This is a genomic window from Myroides phaeus (assembly GCF_009799805.1).
Taxonomy (GTDB): domain Bacteria; phylum Bacteroidota; class Bacteroidia; order Flavobacteriales; family Flavobacteriaceae; genus Flavobacterium; species Flavobacterium phaeum_A.
On the sequence record NZ_CP047050.1, the window covers coordinates 1,639,487 to 1,658,840 of the forward strand.

General features: G+C 32.6%; 21 protein-coding genes. 12 read left to right on the top strand and 9 right to left on the bottom strand.

What is annotated here, in order from left to right; genetic code table 11:
* Genes GQS07_RS07320 through udk form a run of 3 tightly spaced genes read right to left on the bottom strand, consistent with a single transcriptional unit; the run spans window position 1 to window position 2,337 of the window.
* The gene (locus GQS07_RS07320) at window positions 1-1,371 is read right to left on the bottom strand and encodes a methylmalonyl-CoA mutase subunit beta (protein ID WP_158210237.1); all 1,371 of its coding nucleotides are present in this window, start codon (window positions 1,369-1,371) and stop codon (window positions 1-3) included.
* Window positions 1,372-1,389: 18 nt separating this feature from the next.
* The gene (locus GQS07_RS07325; protein WP_158210238.1) at window positions 1,390-1,713 is read right to left on the bottom strand and encodes an FtsB family cell division protein; all 324 of its coding nucleotides are present in this window, start codon (window positions 1,711-1,713) and stop codon (window positions 1,390-1,392) included.
* A gap of 15 nt (window positions 1,714-1,728) precedes the next feature.
* The gene (gene udk / locus GQS07_RS07330) at window positions 1,729-2,337 is read right to left on the bottom strand and encodes a uridine kinase (RefSeq protein WP_158210239.1); all 609 of its coding nucleotides are present in this window, start codon (window positions 2,335-2,337) and stop codon (window positions 1,729-1,731) included.
* Window positions 2,338-2,578: 241 nt separating this feature from the next.
* Between udk and GQS07_RS07335 the strand changes: the two genes are divergently transcribed.
* The 4 genes from GQS07_RS07335 (at window position 2,579) to GQS07_RS07350 (ending at window position 6,572) form a co-directional block, all read left to right on the top strand.
* Window positions 2,579-3,403, top strand: coding sequence for a siderophore-interacting protein (locus GQS07_RS07335; protein ID WP_158210240.1), 825 nt, complete (start codon window positions 2,579-2,581; stop codon window positions 3,401-3,403).
* Window positions 3,404-3,742: 339 nt separating this feature from the next.
* A complete protein-coding gene (locus GQS07_RS07340) occupies window positions 3,743-5,062 on the top strand; it encodes an aspartate kinase (RefSeq protein ID WP_158210241.1) in 1,320 nt (439 codons plus the stop codon).
* 16 nt (window positions 5,063-5,078) lie between these two features.
* Window positions 5,079-6,245, top strand: a complete 1,167-nt coding sequence (lysA, locus tag GQS07_RS07345; protein ID WP_158210242.1) for a diaminopimelate decarboxylase — start codon at window positions 5,079-5,081, stop codon at window positions 6,243-6,245.
* A gap of 81 nt (window positions 6,246-6,326) precedes the next feature.
* Window positions 6,327-6,572: a hypothetical protein gene (locus GQS07_RS07350; protein WP_158210243.1), complete on the top strand. Its 246-nt coding sequence runs from the start codon at window positions 6,327-6,329 to the stop codon at window positions 6,570-6,572.
* 60 nt (window positions 6,573-6,632) lie between these two features.
* Here the strand turns inward: GQS07_RS07350 and GQS07_RS07355 are convergent, their stop codons facing one another.
* Both GQS07_RS07355 and GQS07_RS07360 read right to left on the bottom strand, forming a co-directional pair.
* Entirely contained in the window at window positions 6,633-7,109 is a 477-nt protein-coding gene (locus tag GQS07_RS07355) for a hypothetical protein (protein WP_158210244.1), read from the bottom strand.
* 136 nt (window positions 7,110-7,245) lie between these two features.
* Window positions 7,246-8,481 carry a porin gene (locus GQS07_RS07360; RefSeq protein WP_158210245.1) on the bottom strand — a complete coding sequence of 412 codons (1,236 nt, stop codon included), beginning with the start codon at window positions 8,479-8,481 and terminating at the stop codon, window positions 7,246-7,248.
* A gap of 116 nt (window positions 8,482-8,597) precedes the next feature.
* Here GQS07_RS07360 and prmA point away from each other — a divergent pair, with 116 nt between their 5' ends.
* The 3 genes from prmA to GQS07_RS07375 all read left to right on the top strand — a co-directional run bounded on the left by prmA (window position 8,598) and on the right by GQS07_RS07375 (window position 10,689).
* On the top strand, window positions 8,598-9,431 hold the full coding sequence (gene prmA / locus GQS07_RS07365) for a 50S ribosomal protein L11 methyltransferase (protein ID WP_158210246.1): 834 nt from the start codon (window positions 8,598-8,600) through the stop codon (window positions 9,429-9,431).
* Window positions 9,432-9,458: 27 nt separating this feature from the next.
* Window positions 9,459-9,734 (top strand): ATP-dependent Clp protease adaptor ClpS, encoded by a 276-nt coding sequence (locus GQS07_RS07370; protein WP_158210247.1) that lies wholly within the window; start codon window positions 9,459-9,461, stop codon window positions 9,732-9,734.
* Between the two features lie 193 nt (window positions 9,735-9,927).
* Window positions 9,928-10,689, top strand: a complete 762-nt coding sequence (locus GQS07_RS07375; RefSeq protein ID WP_158210248.1) for a hypothetical protein — start codon at window positions 9,928-9,930, stop codon at window positions 10,687-10,689.
* Window positions 10,690-10,721: 32 nt separating this feature from the next.
* Here the strand turns inward: GQS07_RS07375 and GQS07_RS07380 are convergent, their stop codons facing one another.
* Both GQS07_RS07380 and pyrE read right to left on the bottom strand, forming a co-directional pair.
* Complete coding sequence (locus tag GQS07_RS07380; RefSeq protein WP_090410351.1) at window positions 10,722-11,114, bottom strand: orotate phosphoribosyltransferase; 393 nt, start codon at window positions 11,112-11,114, stop codon at window positions 10,722-10,724.
* A 23-nt stretch (window positions 11,115-11,137) separates the two neighbouring features.
* A complete protein-coding gene (gene pyrE, locus GQS07_RS07385; RefSeq protein ID WP_158210249.1) occupies window positions 11,138-11,779 on the bottom strand; it encodes an orotate phosphoribosyltransferase in 642 nt (213 codons plus the stop codon).
* A 7-nt stretch (window positions 11,780-11,786) separates the two neighbouring features.
* Between pyrE and GQS07_RS07390 the strand changes: the two genes are divergently transcribed.
* Window positions 11,787-12,389, top strand: a complete 603-nt coding sequence (locus GQS07_RS07390) for an NUDIX hydrolase (protein WP_158210250.1) — start codon at window positions 11,787-11,789, stop codon at window positions 12,387-12,389.
* Between the two features lie 78 nt (window positions 12,390-12,467).
* On the opposite strand, the gene coaD is transcribed toward GQS07_RS07390, so the two are convergent.
* Window positions 12,468-12,920, bottom strand: a complete 453-nt coding sequence (gene coaD / locus GQS07_RS07395) for a pantetheine-phosphate adenylyltransferase (protein WP_158210251.1) — start codon at window positions 12,918-12,920, stop codon at window positions 12,468-12,470.
* A 9-nt stretch (window positions 12,921-12,929) separates the two neighbouring features.
* Window positions 12,930-13,910: a D-alanine--D-alanine ligase gene (locus GQS07_RS07400; protein WP_090409245.1), complete on the bottom strand. Its 981-nt coding sequence runs from the start codon at window positions 13,908-13,910 to the stop codon at window positions 12,930-12,932.
* Window positions 13,911-14,033: 123 nt separating this feature from the next.
* On the opposite strand from GQS07_RS07400, the gene GQS07_RS07405 reads away from it, so the two are divergent.
* The 4 genes from GQS07_RS07405 to GQS07_RS07420 all read left to right on the top strand — a co-directional run bounded on the left by GQS07_RS07405 (window position 14,034) and on the right by GQS07_RS07420 (window position 19,235).
* Window positions 14,034-14,627 carry a PASTA domain-containing protein gene (locus tag GQS07_RS07405; protein ID WP_158210252.1) on the top strand — a complete coding sequence of 198 codons (594 nt, stop codon included), beginning with the start codon at window positions 14,034-14,036 and terminating at the stop codon, window positions 14,625-14,627.
* Window positions 14,628-14,647: 20 nt separating this feature from the next.
* Window positions 14,648-15,700, top strand: coding sequence for an RluA family pseudouridine synthase (locus tag GQS07_RS07410; RefSeq protein ID WP_158210253.1), 1,053 nt, complete (start codon window positions 14,648-14,650; stop codon window positions 15,698-15,700).
* Between the two features lie 230 nt (window positions 15,701-15,930).
* A complete protein-coding gene (tilS, locus tag GQS07_RS07415; protein ID WP_158210254.1) occupies window positions 15,931-17,247 on the top strand; it encodes a tRNA lysidine(34) synthetase TilS in 1,317 nt (438 codons plus the stop codon).
* Window positions 17,244-19,235, top strand: a complete 1,992-nt coding sequence (locus tag GQS07_RS07420) for a protein-disulfide reductase DsbD family protein (protein WP_158210255.1) — start codon at window positions 17,244-17,246, stop codon at window positions 19,233-19,235. The genes tilS and GQS07_RS07420 overlap by 4 nt, the downstream gene beginning before the upstream one ends.
* Window positions 19,236-19,354 lie beyond the last annotated feature (119 nt).

Here is a 19,354-nt window from a genome sequence, read left to right on the forward strand (position 1 = left end):
TTATTGTTTAACTTTTTTTTCCTCCTCTAATCTGTTTTGCTCATAAGCTTCAGCAAGACGTCTTTCAATAATCGGAACGATTAAAGTTTTACGAGGGTTTTGTTTAACAAAAGGATATAACTCAAGGTCGTGACTCATTTGGTCTTGAGGGTTTGGATATTTATTGGTACCCAATAGCACTTCTTTACCACTGTTGAACAAATCTTGTTCTTTGTGGGCGCTTTCATTTATTTTCTTCTGGATAGTTCCTTCAATTAACGAAGTGATAAATCCGTCTGCCTTCTCAATTTTCTTAAAAATGTCTAATGCTTTTTCAGCCAATTGTAAGGTAATGTTTTCTATATAGTAAGCCCCTTCAGCAGGATTATCAACTGCGTCAAAGTAGCTTTCTTTTTTCAAAATTAATAGTTGGTTACGTGCTATACGGTCTCCAAACTCATTTTCTTTGTGATATAGATTGTCGTAAGGCAAGTTACTCACCATATCAGCCCCACCTAAAATAGCACTCATACATTCCGTAGTTGTACGCAACATATTTACATTATAGTCATATAATGTTTTGTTTCTCTTAGTTGGAACGGCAATTAATTTAATGTCAATGCCTGTATGGTATTCTTTTATTACCATTTCTGCTAACATTCTGATTGCACGAAGCTTACTTATTTCAAAAAAATAGTTAGTTCCAACAGCAACTTTAATATAAATAGTGTTGTTTAAATGGTCAACTCTATTCAAGTATTCGTTTAAATGAGCAATAGCATAGGCAATTTGCTGTACCATATTAGCACCAGCATTTTGATAAGTAGTAGCGTTGATTACAATAGCCGTATTTGGAGCTTTAGACAAACATTCCTTAAGGTTATTGAAATCACTATTTAAGTTTTCATACCAGTTACCATCAGAAGTTAATTGATGAATTGGATCTAATAAAATAGCTATAGAAAACTTATTAGCTTGTGCAAAAGCAGCAAGTTCAGTAGTGTACTTTGCATTTAAGAAACTAAATACAAAAAAATAAGTGTGCTGTTGAGGTAATTTACTCAATAAAAGTTTACTGTCAATCGTAGGATTGTCAATTGTAAAATAAATAATTTCAGCACCTCTTTGTAAAGTATCTAAAGCTTTGTCAATAGATTTATTGACATCATATACATAGATTCGCTGAACAATTTTGAAGTCACTTGCATTTGTGTTTATTGGTAGAGCTTTGTGATCACAATCATTGTGATAGAAAGGTCTAACTTTAATCCCTTCTAAACTCTCCCATACAAGTGTTTCATTGTAGTCAGCGCCTTTTAAATCATATTGTATCTGATTTTTCCAAGCTTTAGAAGAAACTTTTTCAAATTCTTCAAATAATTGGTTGGTCATAATAGTTGGTTGTCAAGATTAATTAGCAGGTATAGTATCAAATTCTACAATATAGATGTCTTCATTAGCACGTTTCATATAATAATTTTCACGCGCATACTTTTCAGTAGCATCTCCACTCTTTAATCCTTTGATAGATTGCCTGTCTTTTTCAATTTCTTTTTCGAAGTATTCTCTATTGCCTTCAAGCTTATCAATTTCTTTATTAATAACCCTGTGTTCAAGCAAAGAATAGCTGTCGAAAAACGTTATCCAAAATACAAAAATTAGACCTACTAAAAAAAAAGGATTTTTTAGTAGGTTTAAATAGTTGATATTTTTCAGGCGATCAAGTATTTTCATGTCGTAAATAGGTGATTAACCGATTTTTTCGTTAATAACTGTACGCACGATATCGATTGCTACAGTGTTATAAGTATCATTAGGAATAATGATGTCCGCATAGGCCTTTGAAGGCTCAATAAACTGATCGTGCATAGGTTTTAAGGTGTTTTGGTAACGACTTAAAACTTCGATCATATCACGTCCTCTGTCTGCTATATCTCTTTTAAGACGTCTAATTAAACGCTCATCAGAGTCAGCATGAACAAAAATTTTAATATCACACATATCTCTAAGTTCTGGGTGACATAAAATTAAAATCCCTTCTACAATCATTACTTTTCTCGGGTGAGTAAGAACATAATCGTCAGTTCGGTTGTGTTTTACAAAAGAATAAACAGGTTGATTAATACTATTCCCTTCTTTTAATTCTTTTAAATGCTTTACTAATAATTCAAAATCAATAGATCTTGGGTGATCAAAGTTGATTAAAGTACGCTCTTCTAAAGATAGATTGTCGGTTGCTTTGTAGTATGAATCTTGTGATATAACGCCTACTTCAGTTTCAGGTAATTCATTCATAATTTGGTGAACTACTGTTGTTTTACCACTTCCAGTTCCTCCGGCTATTCCTATAATTAGCATGTCTTAATATATTTTTAGCAAAAATAGAAATTAATCAATGAGAGGAGAAACATTTTTTGGTTTAAAGTGCTTTTTTACATTTTCTTATAATAATTTTAATACATCTGATAACGAGTGAGGTGGAAAGATTTAACATAGTATAAATCAAAGTAGTTTATAATTATTCTAAATAAAGTAATATCTTTGAGGTATGTACCGATTCAATTATCTGAAATAGGTATTAATGTATAAGAAATTATAGATGGCAAAGAAAACGAATATACAACGCAAGGTATTTGTATTAAAAAATAGAGAATATATAACACCACACTATGTTAGACTAACTGTAGGAGGAGATGATGTTGAGGTGTTTAAAAATGCAACAGTTGGTGTAAACAACAAAATTTTTATTGCACCAAAGGGATGTGAGCGTGTTCATTTACCTGAATTTGATTTTGAAAAGAGAGAGTGGGCACCGATGGATGCGTCAATTAAACCAACTGTACGTACATATACGCATAGGGGAATAGATTTAGAAAAGAAGGAATTATATATTGACTTTGTAGCACACGGAGATGAAGGACCAGCTTCTAATTTTGCAATTAATGCAGCTATAGGAGATGAGATAGGCGTTGCAATGGGAGGTGATGCAAGTGAATTGTATCCTGTAGTAGATTGGTATTTGTTAGTAGGTGATGCAACGGCTATTCCTGTTTTAGGGGCAATTTTAGAAAGCTTGCCAAAAGGAGTAAACGTTGATGCTTTTATAGAAGTACAAAGTGAAGAGGATATACAGCAGTTAAGTTCACAAGCAGAAGTAAATATTCAGTGGATTGTTAATCCAACGCCAGGACAGAATTCTGTATTGGCAGAGAACGTGATTGAGTTTGTAAAATCAATAGAAGTAAATCCGTCAAGGTTTAGCTATGTTGCTGCAGAGTTTAGTACCGTAAAAATGTTGAGAAACTTTTTGAGAAAAGAAAGTGAATGGACAAAAGAAGAGTTGAATGCTTATTCTTATTGGAAATTTGGAAAAGCAGAGTCGGCTTCAGAAGCAGATAGAAGAGCAGAAAAAGAGAGTGTTTAAAGGCACTTTAATTATAAGAGATATCAGTGATGATATTGTGAAAATTTTAGTTAGTATCGGTTTTTTTATAATTGTCAAAAAAGGTAAAGTCAGATTGATTTTATCTTTTTTTGTTTAAAATGAATTGATTGTGGTTGATTATTGAATAAAGTATTTATATTTGTGAGAGATAAAAAAGAGAAAATGTTTATATCAGTTATAAAGAAGGGAAAGAAACAGTACTTACGTAAAAAATCGTGAGCAGCTTTCCTATGGTATAAATTTTGAGATATACGAAGGGGCTTGTCATCACGACAAGCCCCTTTTTTTATTCGTTTAGTCATTAACAAATTAATTTTTATGAAAGTTTTAAAATTTGGAGGGACTTCAGTCGGAAGTCCAGAGAGAATGGAGCAGTTGTTGCCAATTATCAAATCCCAGGCGAGTGATAAGCACTTAGTTGTTTTATCTGCTGTTTCTGGTACTACAAACGCATTAGTTAATATTTCAGAACTATATGCTAAGGGGGATAAAGAAGGGGCTAAGGAGTCTATTGATAAATTATTTGCTACATATAAAACTTTCATAAAGCAATTATTTAAAACAGAAGACGGATTACAAGCTGGTGAAGAAGTAATTAATCACCACTTTAGTTTGTTAGAAGGTTTTAGTAATGATTTGTTTACTTCAATGGAAGAGCGAATTGTACTGGCTCAAGGAGAGCTTTTATCAACTACTTTATTTCATTTTTATTTAAAAGAAAAAGGGATTAGTTCTGTTTTGTTAGCTGCATTAGATTTTATGCGTATTGACGAAGAACAAGAGCCTAATTTAGAATATATTAAAAGTCAGCTTGAAGCAGAGCTTGGTAAATATCCAAAAGAAACATTGTTTATCACACAAGGATATATTTGTCGCAATGCTTTTGGTGAAATAGATAACTTAAGACGTGGAGGTTCTGATTATACAGCGTCTTTAATTGGTGCTGTGTTACAGGTTGAAGAAATTCAAATATGGACAGATATTGATGGTTTTCACAATAATGATCTTCGCTTTGTACCGAATACTAAACCGATTGCAGAACTTAGTTTTGAAGAGGCTGCAGAGTTAGCTTATTTTGGAGCAAAGATTCTACATCCTCAGAGCGTATTTCCAGCACAACGTTTTAATGTTCCTGTGCGATTATTAGACACGATGGACTTAAAAGCACCGGGTACCTTAATTTCTGGTAATTCACAAAATGATGATCAAATTGTAGCTATTGCTGCAAAAGATGGTATTACCGCTATTCGAATTAACTCATCACGTATGCTATTGGCTTATGGTTTTTTAAGACGTGTATTTGAGGTTTTTGAGCGATATAAAACACCTATCGATATGATTACAACGTCTGAAGTTGCAGTATCTTTAACTATAGATCAAACGCAGTATTTAGATGAAATCATCACTGAGTTAAATTATTTTGGAAGTGTTGAGGTGGATAGTGATTTAGCGATTATTTGTATAGTAGGGGATTTTAGAAATAATAAGTTAGGACACGCTACGATTGTTTCTGAAGCTGTAAAACATATTCCAATTCGTATGATTTCGTATGGTGGAAGTGAGCATAATATATCACTACTTGTACCAGCTAAACATAAATTAGAAGCATTGAGATCACTACATAATAGATTGTTTTAATAGGAAAGAATAGGCTATGACAAAAGAAATTATCAGTAAGTTGGCAGATGAAAATACGCCATTGTATTACTACAACTTACCTTTGTTAAGAGAGACAATATCGGTTGCTAAAAATGCGGCTGATAGATATGGATATCACATTCATTATGCTATTAAAGCAAACAATAATCCGCGTGTACTTCAAGAAATAAGTAAGTTTGGACTTGGTGCAGATTGTGTAAGTGGCTATGAAATTGAGCGAGCAATAGACAATGGGTTTAAAGCAGAAGAAGTTGTTTTTGCAGGAGTTGGTAAAACAGACAGAGAAATTTTAACAGGATTACAAAACGGTATTTTGTCTTTTAATGTAGAGTCGGTTGAAGAACTACGCGTTATTGGAGATTTGGCGAAAGAACATCAATTAGTTGGAAGAATTGCTTTGCGTATCAACCCCAATGTAGATGCCAAAACGCACCATTATATTACTACGGGATTAGACGAGAATAAGTTTGGAATAATGATGCATCAACTACAGACTTGTGTTGATATAATTTCAGAGAATAGTTTTTTAGAGCTTGTAGGTCTTCACTTTCACGTTGGGTCACAAATAACAGACTTAAATGTTTATAAGCGACTATGTATAAAAGTAAACGAGTGGAATACGTGGTTTTATGAAAGAGGATATCATATTCCTATTCTAAATTTAGGAGGGGGATTAGGGATTAACTATGCTGAACCTGATGAAGAAGCTATTGTAAATTTCTCTAATTTCTTTTACTTGTTTCACGAGTTTTTAGATTTGAGAGAAAATCAACAAGTGCACTTTGAATTGGGGAGATCACTTGTAGCCAATTGCGGCACATTGGTTAGTCGTGTATTATATATAAAAGAGGGAATAAAAAAGAATTTCGCCATTTTAGATGCAGGTATGACGGAATTGTTGAGACCAGCGTTATATCAAGCATATCATAAAGTAGAATTATTGTCTGATAAATTTATTGAACAAGAAGAAGATAAAGCAGTTACAAAGTACGATGTAGTTGGTCCTATTTGTGAGAGTAGTGATTGTTTTGGCAAAGATGTTTTGTTGCCAAAATTGCAGCGTGGAGACTTAATCGGTATTAGATCAGCAGGTGCATATGGAGAAGTAATGTCATCAAGATATAATTTGAGACAAGAGTTGAGTTATTTTTTCAAAGAATAGTGTTTAAATAGTTTTAGTTTTGGAATAGTTTGTTAAATTTGATTTCTATCAAGAAGAATTAATAAATTAAAATAAACAAGGATGAAATTAGGAGACATTGATGTAGCTGGTGAAATAATTGACTTAAACTTTCAATTATTAAGAACACAAATTTTATTAGAAGAAGTATTGAAACACAATGCTGAGACTATGAAATTACCTTCACCAGAAGCGATGAATGAGATTAATGAATTTGCATTGAAATCGATTCAAAAGAAATTTCCAAATATGAACATTGGAAAAAGAGAAGATGAAGCAAAAGGAGCAGAAGGAGCTCAAGCTGAATAAAAAAAAACGCCAAGTATTACTTGGCGTTTTCTTTTTTAGGATATTTCCTTTATTAATGTGTTAGCTACAGAATTCTGCTGACCAATCTTCGTGTCCTCTGTTTTGGTAACATTGGTAACTTTCTTGAATAGATAATACTTTGAAGTTTCCATCAATAGTTTCAACTTCCATAGTAACTTTTATAGCTTTAATAGAATCGTCCATACGACCATCTTCCACTAATGTAAGTAAAGTTACGTTTTCTTTATCTGTATTAGCTTTTGTAATTACATAAGAATATTTTCCTTCTGCTCCAGTATCTTCTGGTTGGTATTCTTGCATAACAGCTTCAATAGTTTCCGCTTTATTCTCAGCTAATGCATTATTAAGATTATCAATTTTTTCTTGTTCGATAACTCTAAATTCCTTGCTTTCTGTTGCAACTGTTTCTTGTGTTTCTGTTTGTTCTACAGTAACATTTTCAGTTTCGTTCTTTTTACCACAGCTGTACAGTGAAAAAGCAAAAAGTAAACCTACTACTACAATCGATTTTTTCATAACTTCTAAATTTATTTGAATTTTATTTCAAAATTAGACAATTATAACTGAATTTGAAAGTAATAGTAGGTTTATAAGTTGTTGTAATATAGTTTTTTAGCGTATAAGTTGTTTGGGTACTTAAACTATATTGATGTTATATTCCCATTTCAAACTGCATTCTAAAATACCAGTTGTTCTTTACGGGATTATTAATGATATCTAAGCGTTCATAAGTAAATTCTGCTTGAATTTTAAATGCGTGTTCCCATAAATACTTAGTAGCCCCTAAAGTAAACTGCGTTGTATTAGGAAGATTTAATTGTTCATATAACTGTTTCTTCATTGTTTGTGTAGAAACACGTCCAATTAACTCGTAGTTACTTGGAAACAAATAACTCAATTGATAATCTAAACCATGTCCTGCAAATACGTAAGCGTAGTCTTTACTTAAATCACCTGGTGTTTCATAAGAAATAGCATCGTCAAGAGAACGGCTCATATATGATACCATTCCTGCCCAACCATTATACTTAAATATACCATCAGCAAAAACAGAGTTAAACGATTTGTCTTGTAATAGTTTATTACCTAATTGTCCTTGTGAAGCTTGCGCATTATTATTGTGAGAGAATGTACCAGCAAGCATTAATTTAGGTTTTACTTCACGAGCAAGGTCTCCTTCAAAGAAAGCCCCACCTTTAGCAAACTTACCAAAAGGATAAAGTTCAACACGACCCGTTAAAGCGTAACTATCACTTTCTTTACCTGTCCAGTTTCTCCCATGTCCAGTTGAAATAGCTGTTTTAAGGATATAACCGAAGTCGTCTTTTTTCTCGTTTAAGTAATAAGCTTGTACACCAAAGTCTCTATCTAAGTTAAATTTAGCATTATTGATAGAGCGGTCTGTTAATTGTAAAGCACCAGAAGAGTTGGTACGTTGTCTGTTACCAGGAAGTTTAGTTTGTCCAAAAATGAAGTTCCAGTGTTCATTAGGACGATAAGTCATTGCAGCATCACGAATGATTTTTGGTGGATCTCCGTTCTCTGATTTCCCCACATCTCCAGGCGCAAAAGAAAGTTGCACAACATATAAGAATTTAGGGTTACCTACATAACCATCAAAACGCAAACGCAGTCGTCTAATTTCACCTGCAAACGTTGCTTTTTCATCTTGATTGCTATAAGCTGTAATTCTATTCTGCATCCTAAAACGCAGATTTAATTTAAAAATACTATCAGGAGAAGTCATACCAATCCCTTTACCATAACTGTAATAAGGTAATTGTTCAAGTTTAATATCATTAGGCCTGGCTTCGTGTTCTGTTGTTTTATCTTGGGCTGAAACCAGTAAAGGAAACCCAAGTAATAGCGCTAGTAAAAGCTTTTTCATAGAGTATTGTATTATAATGCAAAAATAGCATTAGTTTTGCACATAGTTAAGTTTTAATTTTTAATTCAAGGTAAACTTAATGTTATCAAATAGTTAATAAATAACAACAATAATATATGGTATATATTGCCTATCACTTTAATGTAGACCCTAAAGAAGTAGGAACAGAAATTCTAATTGCTGAGTTAGGAGAAAAGGCGTTCGAAAGCTTTGAAGAGACAGCAACAGGAGTAAGTGCTTATGTTCAAAAAAGCTTGTGGACTCCAGATATTTTAGAGGATATTTTTATTCTTCAATCAGATCAATTTACAATTACTTATCGCAAAGAAGAGATTGCACAAGTAAATTGGAATGAGGAATGGGAAAAGAATTTTGACCCGATTGATGTAGATGGTGTTTGTTATGTACGTGCACCTTTTCACGCAAAAACAGAAGCGGAGTTTGATATTGTAATCGAACCTAAAATGAGTTTTGGAACGGGACATCACGAAACTACATTTATGATGATTCGCCAAATCTTAACAAATGATATGCAAGGAAAACGCGTATTAGATATGGGATGTGGTACTGCAATTTTAGCAATTTTAGCGTCAATGCGTGGAGCAACACAAGTAGATGCAATTGACATTGACAATTGGTGTTATATCAATTCAATGGAGAATGCGCAACGCAATAATTGTGAGAATATCAATGTATTTGAAGGAGATGCTTCAATCTTAAAAGGAGAGCCTGTTTACGATGTTATTTTAGCTAATATCAATCGTAATATCTTATTAAATGATATGGATAAATACATTGCTTGTCTAACAGAAGGAGGGGCAATTTACTTTAGTGGATTCTATACTGAAGATGTTTCTGCTATTCAAAAATGTGCAGAAGGATTAGGTTTGTCATTTGAAAAACAATTAGAAAAAAATAATTGGGTATCTTTGAAATTCGTTAAAGCATAGTTTTTTAGAATATTAAAAGAGTTAAAAATGAGTACACAAGAACAAGTTCAAGAGAAGGTTGATATTTCAGAATTGTTGAATAACAATACTGAGATTGTGCTGTATAATGATGATGTTAATACATTTGATCATGTGATAGAAACGCTTGTAAAAGTTTGTAAACATACATCTGAACAAGCGGAACAATGTGCTATTTTAGTTCATTATAAAGGAAAATGTACAGTGAAAACAGGAGAGTTTAAAAAGCTTCAAGCACAATGTTTGCAACTTTTAGATGCAGGATTAAGTGCTGAGTTAGTATAAATAGGAATGTTTCTCAAATAAAATAAAACGGGTGGTTAATACAATTAACCACCCGTTTTTTGTTTTAAATGGATTGTCAAAAGTTTAAAATACAAGGTCTTTTGTAAAAGGGGATAGCCGCTATTTTATTGATTTGATTATTGAAAGGACTTTATTTACTTGTAATAATTAATATCTTTGAAAAAAAACAAAAATGAAGAAGATTTATTTAATGTTCATTGGTATAGGGTTATTTTTTCAATCATGTGTAATGAAAGAAGAAATGAATGTAAATTCAAACGAAGAGTTTGAGTTTAATTATAGTATAAACTTCTCAGAGTTATTACAATCTGCAGGTGAGTTAAAATCAGTAACAAAAGGGGCTGATGGGTTTGTAGGTATGATTAATGGAAAGGAGTTATCATTAGAGGAGTTATTAGATTTATCGTTGATAAATGAAAAGAATCCAGAAGTAAAGAAAGACAGTATTATGAAAGTAGATGCTGATTTTTTTGAGACAACTAAGAAGATACGATTGAAAGCTACCTTGAATGATAGCATTGGTGATATAACATTTAAGTTTAAAGCTAAAGGAGTTGAGGAACTTAATAAAACAATCAGTAGTTTACAAAAGATAGAAGAGAAAACAGCTGCATTGAATAGTTCTAAGCAGAATAATCAAATGGGAAGTAGTCCAATGTTTTTAGATGATGCGGTATTTAGTTTTAAGAAAAATACGTTTGAACGCAAAGTAAATTTAAAAACTAAGAAAGAAGAAGAACCAAAAGAAGCAGGAGGAATGGAAGGGTTCTTTACTTATAAGATTATAGTAAATTTTGATAAGCCAATTAAGAAAGTGTCTTATGAAGATGCTGAAATTAGTAGCGATGGTAAGTCATTTACCAAAACCTTTTCGCTTACAGAGTTGATGGAGAATCCTGCTTTATTAGAGTATAAAGTGGAATTAAAGAAATAAAAAAAGCCCGATTATTTAATCGGGCTTTTTTATTATAATTTATTCATATTTCCAGCTAAAGCTTCAATGAATTTACCGATAGGTCCTTTTACCATCATCGCCATCATTGGGTTGAAGCTTCCTTCAAACTGAAGTTGAATTTCAGTATTATTAGCATCAACTTCTGTGATATTTCCTGTAAGTGTGAAAGGAAGTTTATCACTTGCAGCTCCTAAAACTATTTTAGAATGAGGTGTTTGCTCTTTCTTTTTAAGTTTAATTTCCGGCATTCCTTTTAATGCGAATATGAAAGAATCATCTCCTGTTACTTCAAATTTTGCAATTGAGTCAGGCATTAATTTTTCAAAGTTTTTCACGTCGTTTAAGGCGTTGAAAATATATTCAGCAGATTGAGGAACTGTAACTTTAGTGCTTTCTAAGTTCATAGAGATTAGTTTTTAGTCAATTATTATTGATTCCATTCTGATGGATTCTTTCTCCACTCTTGAAGAGTATCTAAGTCAGTATCAGAGATGTATTTTTGATTCACTGCATTTTCTAATAAAGAAGAATAATTGCTCAATGTAGTTAATTCAATTCCTGCATTTTTGAAATTATCTTCAGCTACTTGGAATTCGTAAGTAAAGATAGCGGCCATACCTAAGATATTAGCTCCGTTTTCTTTAAGAGCTTCCACTGCTTGTAAGCTACTTTTTCCAGTACTGATTAAGTCTTCAATTACGATAACGCTTTTTCCAGGTTCAAGTTGTCCTTCAATCTGGTTTTGTCTACCGTGTTTTTTAGGCTCAGGTCTTACATAAACAAAAGGTAAGTCAAGTGCTTCCGCAACTAATAAACCAATTCCAATAGCTCCTGTAGCAACACCAGCGATAACATCTGGTTTCCCATATTTGCTGATAATGTTGTTAGCAAACTCTTGTTTTAAGAATTTACGAATCTCTGGAAATGATAGAGTAATACGGTTGTCGCAATAAATTGGTGATTTCCATCCAGAAGCCCAAGTAAAAGGATTTTTAGGATTTAATTTAATTGCGTTAATTTGCAGAAGTAATTCGGCCGTCTTGTGTGCTGTTTCTTTATTAAAAATCATAATACAAATGTATAAAGTTTTTGTAAACGACAAACCTTTGTTTCTAACAGATAAAATCGAGAAAGAAACCGATTTTCAATTGTTCTTATTAGATAGTGTCGATATTGACAAAATTATCATTAAATATTTTCAAAATAAAATTGATAAGGCTTTTTTATACCATCCAAATGAAAAACAAATCTTAAAAAAGATAAAAGATAAGATTCCTGTGCAAAAAGCTGGAGGTGGATTGGTATATAATTCAAAAGGAGAGATTCTTTTTATTCTTCGCAGTGGTAAATGGGATTTACCTAAAGGAGGAATTGAAAAGAACGAAGAAATGGAAGAAACTGCTATTCGCGAAGTGGAAGAGGAGACAGGAGTAAACGGATTAGAGATAGTGCGTAAACTACCTAAAACCTACCATATCTTTAAACGTAATGGCAAGTACAAGTTAAAAATAACAACTTGGTATGAGATGAAAACTGATTTCGAAGGAACTCCAGTTGGACAGTTGGAAGAAGGAATTGAAAAAGCTGTGTGGTTAAACAAAGAGCAAATTAGAGAGGCAATGAATAATTCGTATGAGAATATTAAATTATTGATTGACGAGGCAGGAGTCTTGAAATAAATAAGGTTCTTGTATTCCACAAATAAGAAAAATACATATAAAAAAATCCGTTCTATCATAGAACGGATTTTTTTATATTTAAAACTTAACTGGTTCTGGAACTAATTTAGAATAGTCTCCTTTATTTCTTATAACGTCGCGTACGATACTTGAACTGATAAAAGAAGTGCTTGCAGCAGTAAGCAAAAAGACAGTTTCTATTTTAGAAAGAAAACGATTTGTATGAGCAATCGCTTTTTCAAATTCAAAATCAGCAGGGTTTCTAAGTCCTCTTAAAATAAATTGAGCATTAACTTCAAAACAATAGTCTGTTGTTAGCCCTTCATAAGTGGTTACTTTTATTTTAGGTTCGTCTTTAAAAGTTTTTTCTATAAAACGCTTTCTTTCTTCAAGAGAAAACATATACTTTTTATCAGAATTAACTCCTATTGCAACTATAATCTCATCAAACAAAGGTAATGCTCTGTTTATAATGTCATAGTGCCCATTTGTAATAGGATCAAATGAACCAGGAAAAACTGCTCTTCTCATAGTTAATAATTATTGTGCCTTTTGCAAAGCTAAAACAATTGCGTTGCCAAACAAATCAGATAAAGAGATATTCGCTTGTTTCGCTTGTTGAGGTAAGATACTTTCATTTGTCAAACCTGGAACAGTATTCATTTCTAATAAGAAAGGCACGCCGTCTACAATGATAAATTCACTGCGAGAGAATCCTTCCATTTTCAAGATTTTATAAATACGAGAAGCGATATCTTCTATTTTAGCTTTTGTAGCTTCGTCAATTCGTGCAGGAGTAATCTCTTGAGATTTACCTAAATATTTAGCTTCGTAATCAAAGAAGTCGTTTTCTGAAACAATTTCTGTAATAGGTAAAACAATTATTTCTCCTTGGTAATTGATCACACCAACAGAAACTTCAGTACCATTTAAGAAACTTTCAATAATAATTTCATTGTCTTCTTTATAAGCTGTTTCAATGGCTTGTAACAACTCTTCTGTATTCTTAGCCTTAGAGATACCAAAGCTTGAACCAGAGCGATTAGGTTTAACAAAACAAGGTAATCCTACGCGTTGAATGATAGCTTCTGTATCAATAACATCTCCTTCATTCAAATAATAAGAGATTGCTGTTTTAATACCATAAGGTTTTACAACAGATAGCATATCTCTTTTATTCATTGTTAAAGCAGCTTGATAATAATCACAAGAAGTATGAGGCATACCAATTAAATTGAAGTAAGCTTGCATTAAGCCATCTTCTCCTGGAGTACCGTGTATTGCGTTGAATACAACATCAAATGAAATCTTGTTTCCGTTGTATTGAACAGAGAAATCATTTTTATCAATTGGAAATTCGGCATTGTTTTCATCAACATAGACCCATTTGTCTTTCAGAATGTGAATTGCGTATGGGATGTATTTATTTCTATCTAAATTATCAAAGACAACTTTTCCACTTACTAATGAGATTTTATATTCGCTTGAATAACCTCCCATGATAATAGCTACATGCTTCATTTTTAATTAGTTTTATTTCTCGAGAGAGAAAATTATAGGGTACTTTGGGTAAAACAAATTTATAACAAAACATAGAAACAAAAAATGTTTTCGATTTTATATCTTTGCCCAAAATAAATAGATATGAAATTATTTGGTTTTTTAAAAAGCAAGGCTTTTTTTATTTCTCTAATCGCTGCAGTAGTTATGCTTGTAGCTGGAGTATTTTTAGCTCTTAAATGGTTAGAGAAAACAACAAATCACGGGCAACGTATTGCTGTACCATCAATTTTAAAGTTGGATACAGATCAGGCAATCCAGGTTTTAGAGAAAAACAGTTTGCGTATGGTTGTACTTGATACGGTAGATTACGATAGAGATTTTCCTCCTTTAACTATTCTTGAACAAGATCCAGAACCAAATACGGATGTAAAAGAGAATAGAAAAATATATGTTAAGATTAACGCAGCAGGTTATGGAAAAGTGATTTTACCAGAATTCGAAAAGTTAACGTACAGACAAGTTTTAGCAACTATTAAATCGTTAGGGTTAAAAGAGGGGACTATTTCTTATGAAACATTTATAGGAAAAGATGTAGTCTTGAGAGTGACTCAAAATGGTAAAGTGTTGAAAAAAGGAGATAAAGTGTCTAAAAATTCTCGAGTTGACTTTGTTTTAGGAGATGGTAGAGCAGCTTATACACAAGAAGAATTAGACGTAGCACCAGAGATTGATTAAGAAAGATATAAGAAAGATATATGCAAGAAGGTAATATTGAAGCGTTCGATGATTTAGATGGAGAATTATATGAACATTTTAGATTTGAAGCAGGAAAAGGACAGGCTCCTCTTAGAGTAGATAAGTTTTTAATGAACTTAGTAGAAAATGCTACGAGAAACAAAATCCAACAAGCTGCTGCAAATGGAAATATTTTTGTGAATGATGTACCTGTTAAATCAAATCACAAAGTGAAGTCAATGGACGTTGTACGTGTGTTGATGAAACAACCACCATTTGAAAACATCATCATACCAGAGGATATTCCGTTAGATATAGTTTATGAAGATGACGCTGTTTTAGTTATTAATAAACCAGCAGGACTTGTAGTTCATCCAGGACACGGTAATTACACAGGGACATTGGTAAATGCATTGGCTTACCATTTTGATAATCTACCTTTAAATAGTAGTGAACGTCCAGGATTAGTACACCGTATTGACAAAGATACAACAGGACTTTTAGTAGTTGCAAAAACAGAGTGGGCAATGACTGAATTGCAAAAACAGTTTGCTGCAAAAACTACGGAGCGTGAGTATATGGCAATGGTATGGGGAAATGTTGAAGAAGATGAGGGAGTAATTGAAAGCTATATCGGTCGCCACGTTAAAGACAGAATGCAAATGGCTGCTTTTGACGACGAAACTATGGGAAAATGGGCAGTTACGCATTATAAGGTAATTGAGCGTTTAGGATATGTTACTTTAGTTTCTTGTCGATTAGAAACAGGGCGTACTCACCAGATTCGTGTACATATGAAGTCTATTGGACATACCTTGTTTAACGATGAGCGTTATGGAGGAAACCTTATTTTGAAAGGAACTACATTTACGAAGTATAAACAGTTTGTAGATAATTGTTTTAGCGTTTTACCAAGACAGGCACTACACGCAAGAACATTAGGTTTTGAACATCCAATAACAAAAGAGTTTATGCGATTTGAAACTGAAATTCCTGAAGATATGCAGGAGTGTATCGCAAAATGGAAAACATACGCACAAGCATCTAACCTTGGAAACAAAGGAGAAATATAATACAGAAGGAATCAACCAGAGTTGGTTCCTTTTTTTATTTTTTAAATTAGGTATATACTTTTGATTGTAAAGTAAAGGATATTTATTTCACCTAAGTTCTATTGCATTTAAGTAAGTGGTAATGGAAGAAGTATAATAGTATCTTAAAAAAGCCCTTGTCTTCGTAAAAACACACTAAATTCATTTCTCTTTCCGAATTTATTTATTTACTTTGGTGACTTTAGATTAAAATGTTAAGTCAACTTAAAGTACATATTGAAAGTAATTTTCAAGAATTAGTAGAAAAACCATTGTTACTTGCCGTTAGTGGTGGGATAGACAGTGTCGTTTTAGTACACTTATGTCATCAATTAAAACTCAATATCGCAATAGCACATTGCAATTTCCACTTGCGTAAACAAGATAGTATAGATGATCAGGCTTTTGTAGAGCAATTGGGAAAACAATTAGATATTCCCGTTTTTGTAGCGGAGTTTCAAACAGAACAATACGCTGAGGAGAATAAGATATCTATTCAAATTGCTGCCAGAGAGTTGAGGTATGATTGGTTTAAATCCCTCATTGCAAAAGGGGAGTATAAATACTTGTTGACAGCTCATCACTTAGATGATTCTATGGAAACGTTTTTAATCAATTTATCAAGAGGAACAGGTATTGAAGGATTGTTAGGGATACCTGCTAAGAATGATTATATCAGACGTCCATTATTGCCATTTACAAGAGAGCAGATAGTTAATTACGCTGAAGAAAATAAGATTACTTGGCGTGAAGATTATACAAATGCTCAGACAAAATATCTTCGTAATAAAATCAGACAAAACATATTGCCTTTAGTAAAAGAGACCAATGATCAGTTTGCAAATTCGTTTCAAAAAACAATTGATTACTTACAGCAAACATTTGATTTAAGTGAAGATGCAAGTCGTTTATACTTTGAAAAAATAGTTAAAAGCATAGACAATCAGTTGATTATTGATATTTTAGCGCTAAAAGAATTATCTTCGCCTATAGCTTATTTATATCGCTGGTTACAGCCTTACGGATTTACAGCTTGGAGCGATATAGAAAACTTATTAGATGCTACATCAGGTAAAGTAGTTTATTCACCAACGCATATGTTGCTTAAGAATAGAGATGAACTTATTTTACAAAGTTTAGCAGATAAAGAAGAGAATAAAGAACAAATATATTTTTTAGAACCAAAACAAACATTAACCGAACCACTAAAGATTAGTATAACACCTTATGAAGAAAAAGAATTAAAAAGCGATAGTTCTGTAATTTATGTGGATGGAGATGCTTTAAAGTTTCCTTTATCTATTCGAAAATACAGAAGTGGAGATAAATTTATTCCTTTTGGGATGAAGGGCAGTAAAAAAGTAAGTAAGTTCTTTAAAGACGAGAAGTTTAGTCTGATAGATAAAGAAAATACCTATCTTTTATGCTCAGAAGATAAAATTGTATGGATTATTGGAAGTCGAATGGATGAACGATTTAAGGTAAAAAATACAACTACAAACATTTTTAAAATTCAAGTTATTTTATGAGAAAATTAGCTTATTTGCTACTTTTTTTAGTGTCATTTGTGTCAATGCAAGCACAGATTGCAAACCCTGCGAAATGGCAAACTAAAATCGAGAAGAAGTCTGACACAGAATACACTATCACTTGGGATGGTATTATTCAAGAGGGATGGCATATGTATTCTCAGCACACTCCAGATGGAGGACCACTACCTACAGAGTTTATTTATAACAACCAAGAGGGAAATTATGAGTTAGTAGGAGCGGCAAAAGAGAGTGAAACAAAAACAACGTTCAACGATATTTTTGATGTTGATGAAACTTATTTTGTAGGACCAGTAAAATTGGTTCAGGATATCAAGTTGACAAATCAAGATACACCAAATGTACAAGTTGAATTAGCATACCAAGTTTGTGAAGAAGTATGTATCAGTCAAAGTAATTTATTTGTTTTTGACTTAAAGACTTTAACTTCTGTTGAGGTTAAAAACTTTGAAGAGTACGCTACAAAAACTTCAGCAACAGATTCGAAAGATAGTGCTACAAGTGAAACAGATGGAGCAGTAGTTACAAACAAGAAAGAAGAGAAAAGAGGATTGTTTACAATCTTTATTCTTGCGTTCTTCTCTGGTTTTGCAGCTTTACTTACACCTTGTGTATTCCCTATGATTCCTATGACGGTTAGTTTCTTTACAAAACAAAGTAAAACACGTGCTAAAGGGATTAAGAATGCGATTATCTACGGATTGTCTATTATTTTTATTTATGTAATCTTAGGAACAATTGTTACTGCTATATTTGGAGCGGATTCATTAAATGCGTTATCAACTAACGTTTATTTTAATGTGATTTTCTTCTTGTTATTAGTGGTATTTGCTACGTCTTTCTTAGGAGCATTTGAAATTATGTTACCTAACTCTTGGGCGAATAAAGTAGATTCACAAGCAGATAGAGGTGGTATTATTGGTATCCTATTTATGGCTTTAGCTTTGGCTATTGTGTCGTTTTCTTGTACAGGACCTATTGTAGGAACTTTATTGGTAGAAGCAGCGTCTAAAGGAGGAATAGCACCTATTGTAGGGATGTTAGGTTTCTCATTGGCATTAGCTTTACCATTTATGTTATTTGCAATGTTCCCAGGGTGGTTAAACTCAATGCCTCGTTCTGGAGGATGGTTAAACACGGTAAAAGTATCATTAGGTTTCTTAGAGTTAGCTTTAGCTTTTAAATTCTTATCAAATGCAGACTTAGTATTACAAGCGCATTGGTTAGAAAGAGAAGTATTCTTAGCTATTTGGATTGCTATTTTTGGTGCTTGGGCATTGTACTTATTAGGAAAAATTAAATTACCTCACGATAGTCCAACAGATAGTATTTCTGTCGGAAGATTATTTATGGCTCTTTTAGTAACTACGTTTACTATTTATTTAGTACCTGGATTATGGGGAGCACCATTAAAGATTATTTCAGGTTTCCCGCCACCAATGACGTATAGTGAAAGTCCATATGGAGTTGGAGGAAAAGGTGGTTCAGCAGGTGGTGATGCAGTAGGTGTATTGCCAGATGGAGCTAAATTAGGAGCACACGATATCGTTGCTTTTACAGATTACGAAAAAGGAGTAGCTTATGCACAATCAGTAAACAAGCCTATTTTATTAGACTTTACAGGATTTGCTTGTGTTAACTGTCGTAAAATGGAAGACTACGTATGGTCAGATCCATCAGTATTGTCAATTCTTAAAAATGAAGTTGTTTTGATTTCACTTTATGTTGACGACAAAAAGGAGCTACCTGAAAATGAGCAGTATATTTCTGAGACAACAGGTAATAAAATTAAGACGATTGGTAATAAATGGAGTGATTTCCAAATGAAGAATTACCACGCTAATGCGCAACCATACTATATTATTTTAGATAGTAAAGAAAACCGATTAACTGAAGCAGTAGGATATACACCAGATGTAGATGACTACAAAGCTTGGTTAGAGAGCGGAGTTCAGAAAGTAAAATAAAACTTATCAATTAGTTAAGTACAAAGCCGAGTGATTATTTCACTCGGCTTTTTTTGTGTTATTCTGTAAATAAAAGTTTGCATTTTGAGAAAATATTAAGATATAAGTCAATACATTTG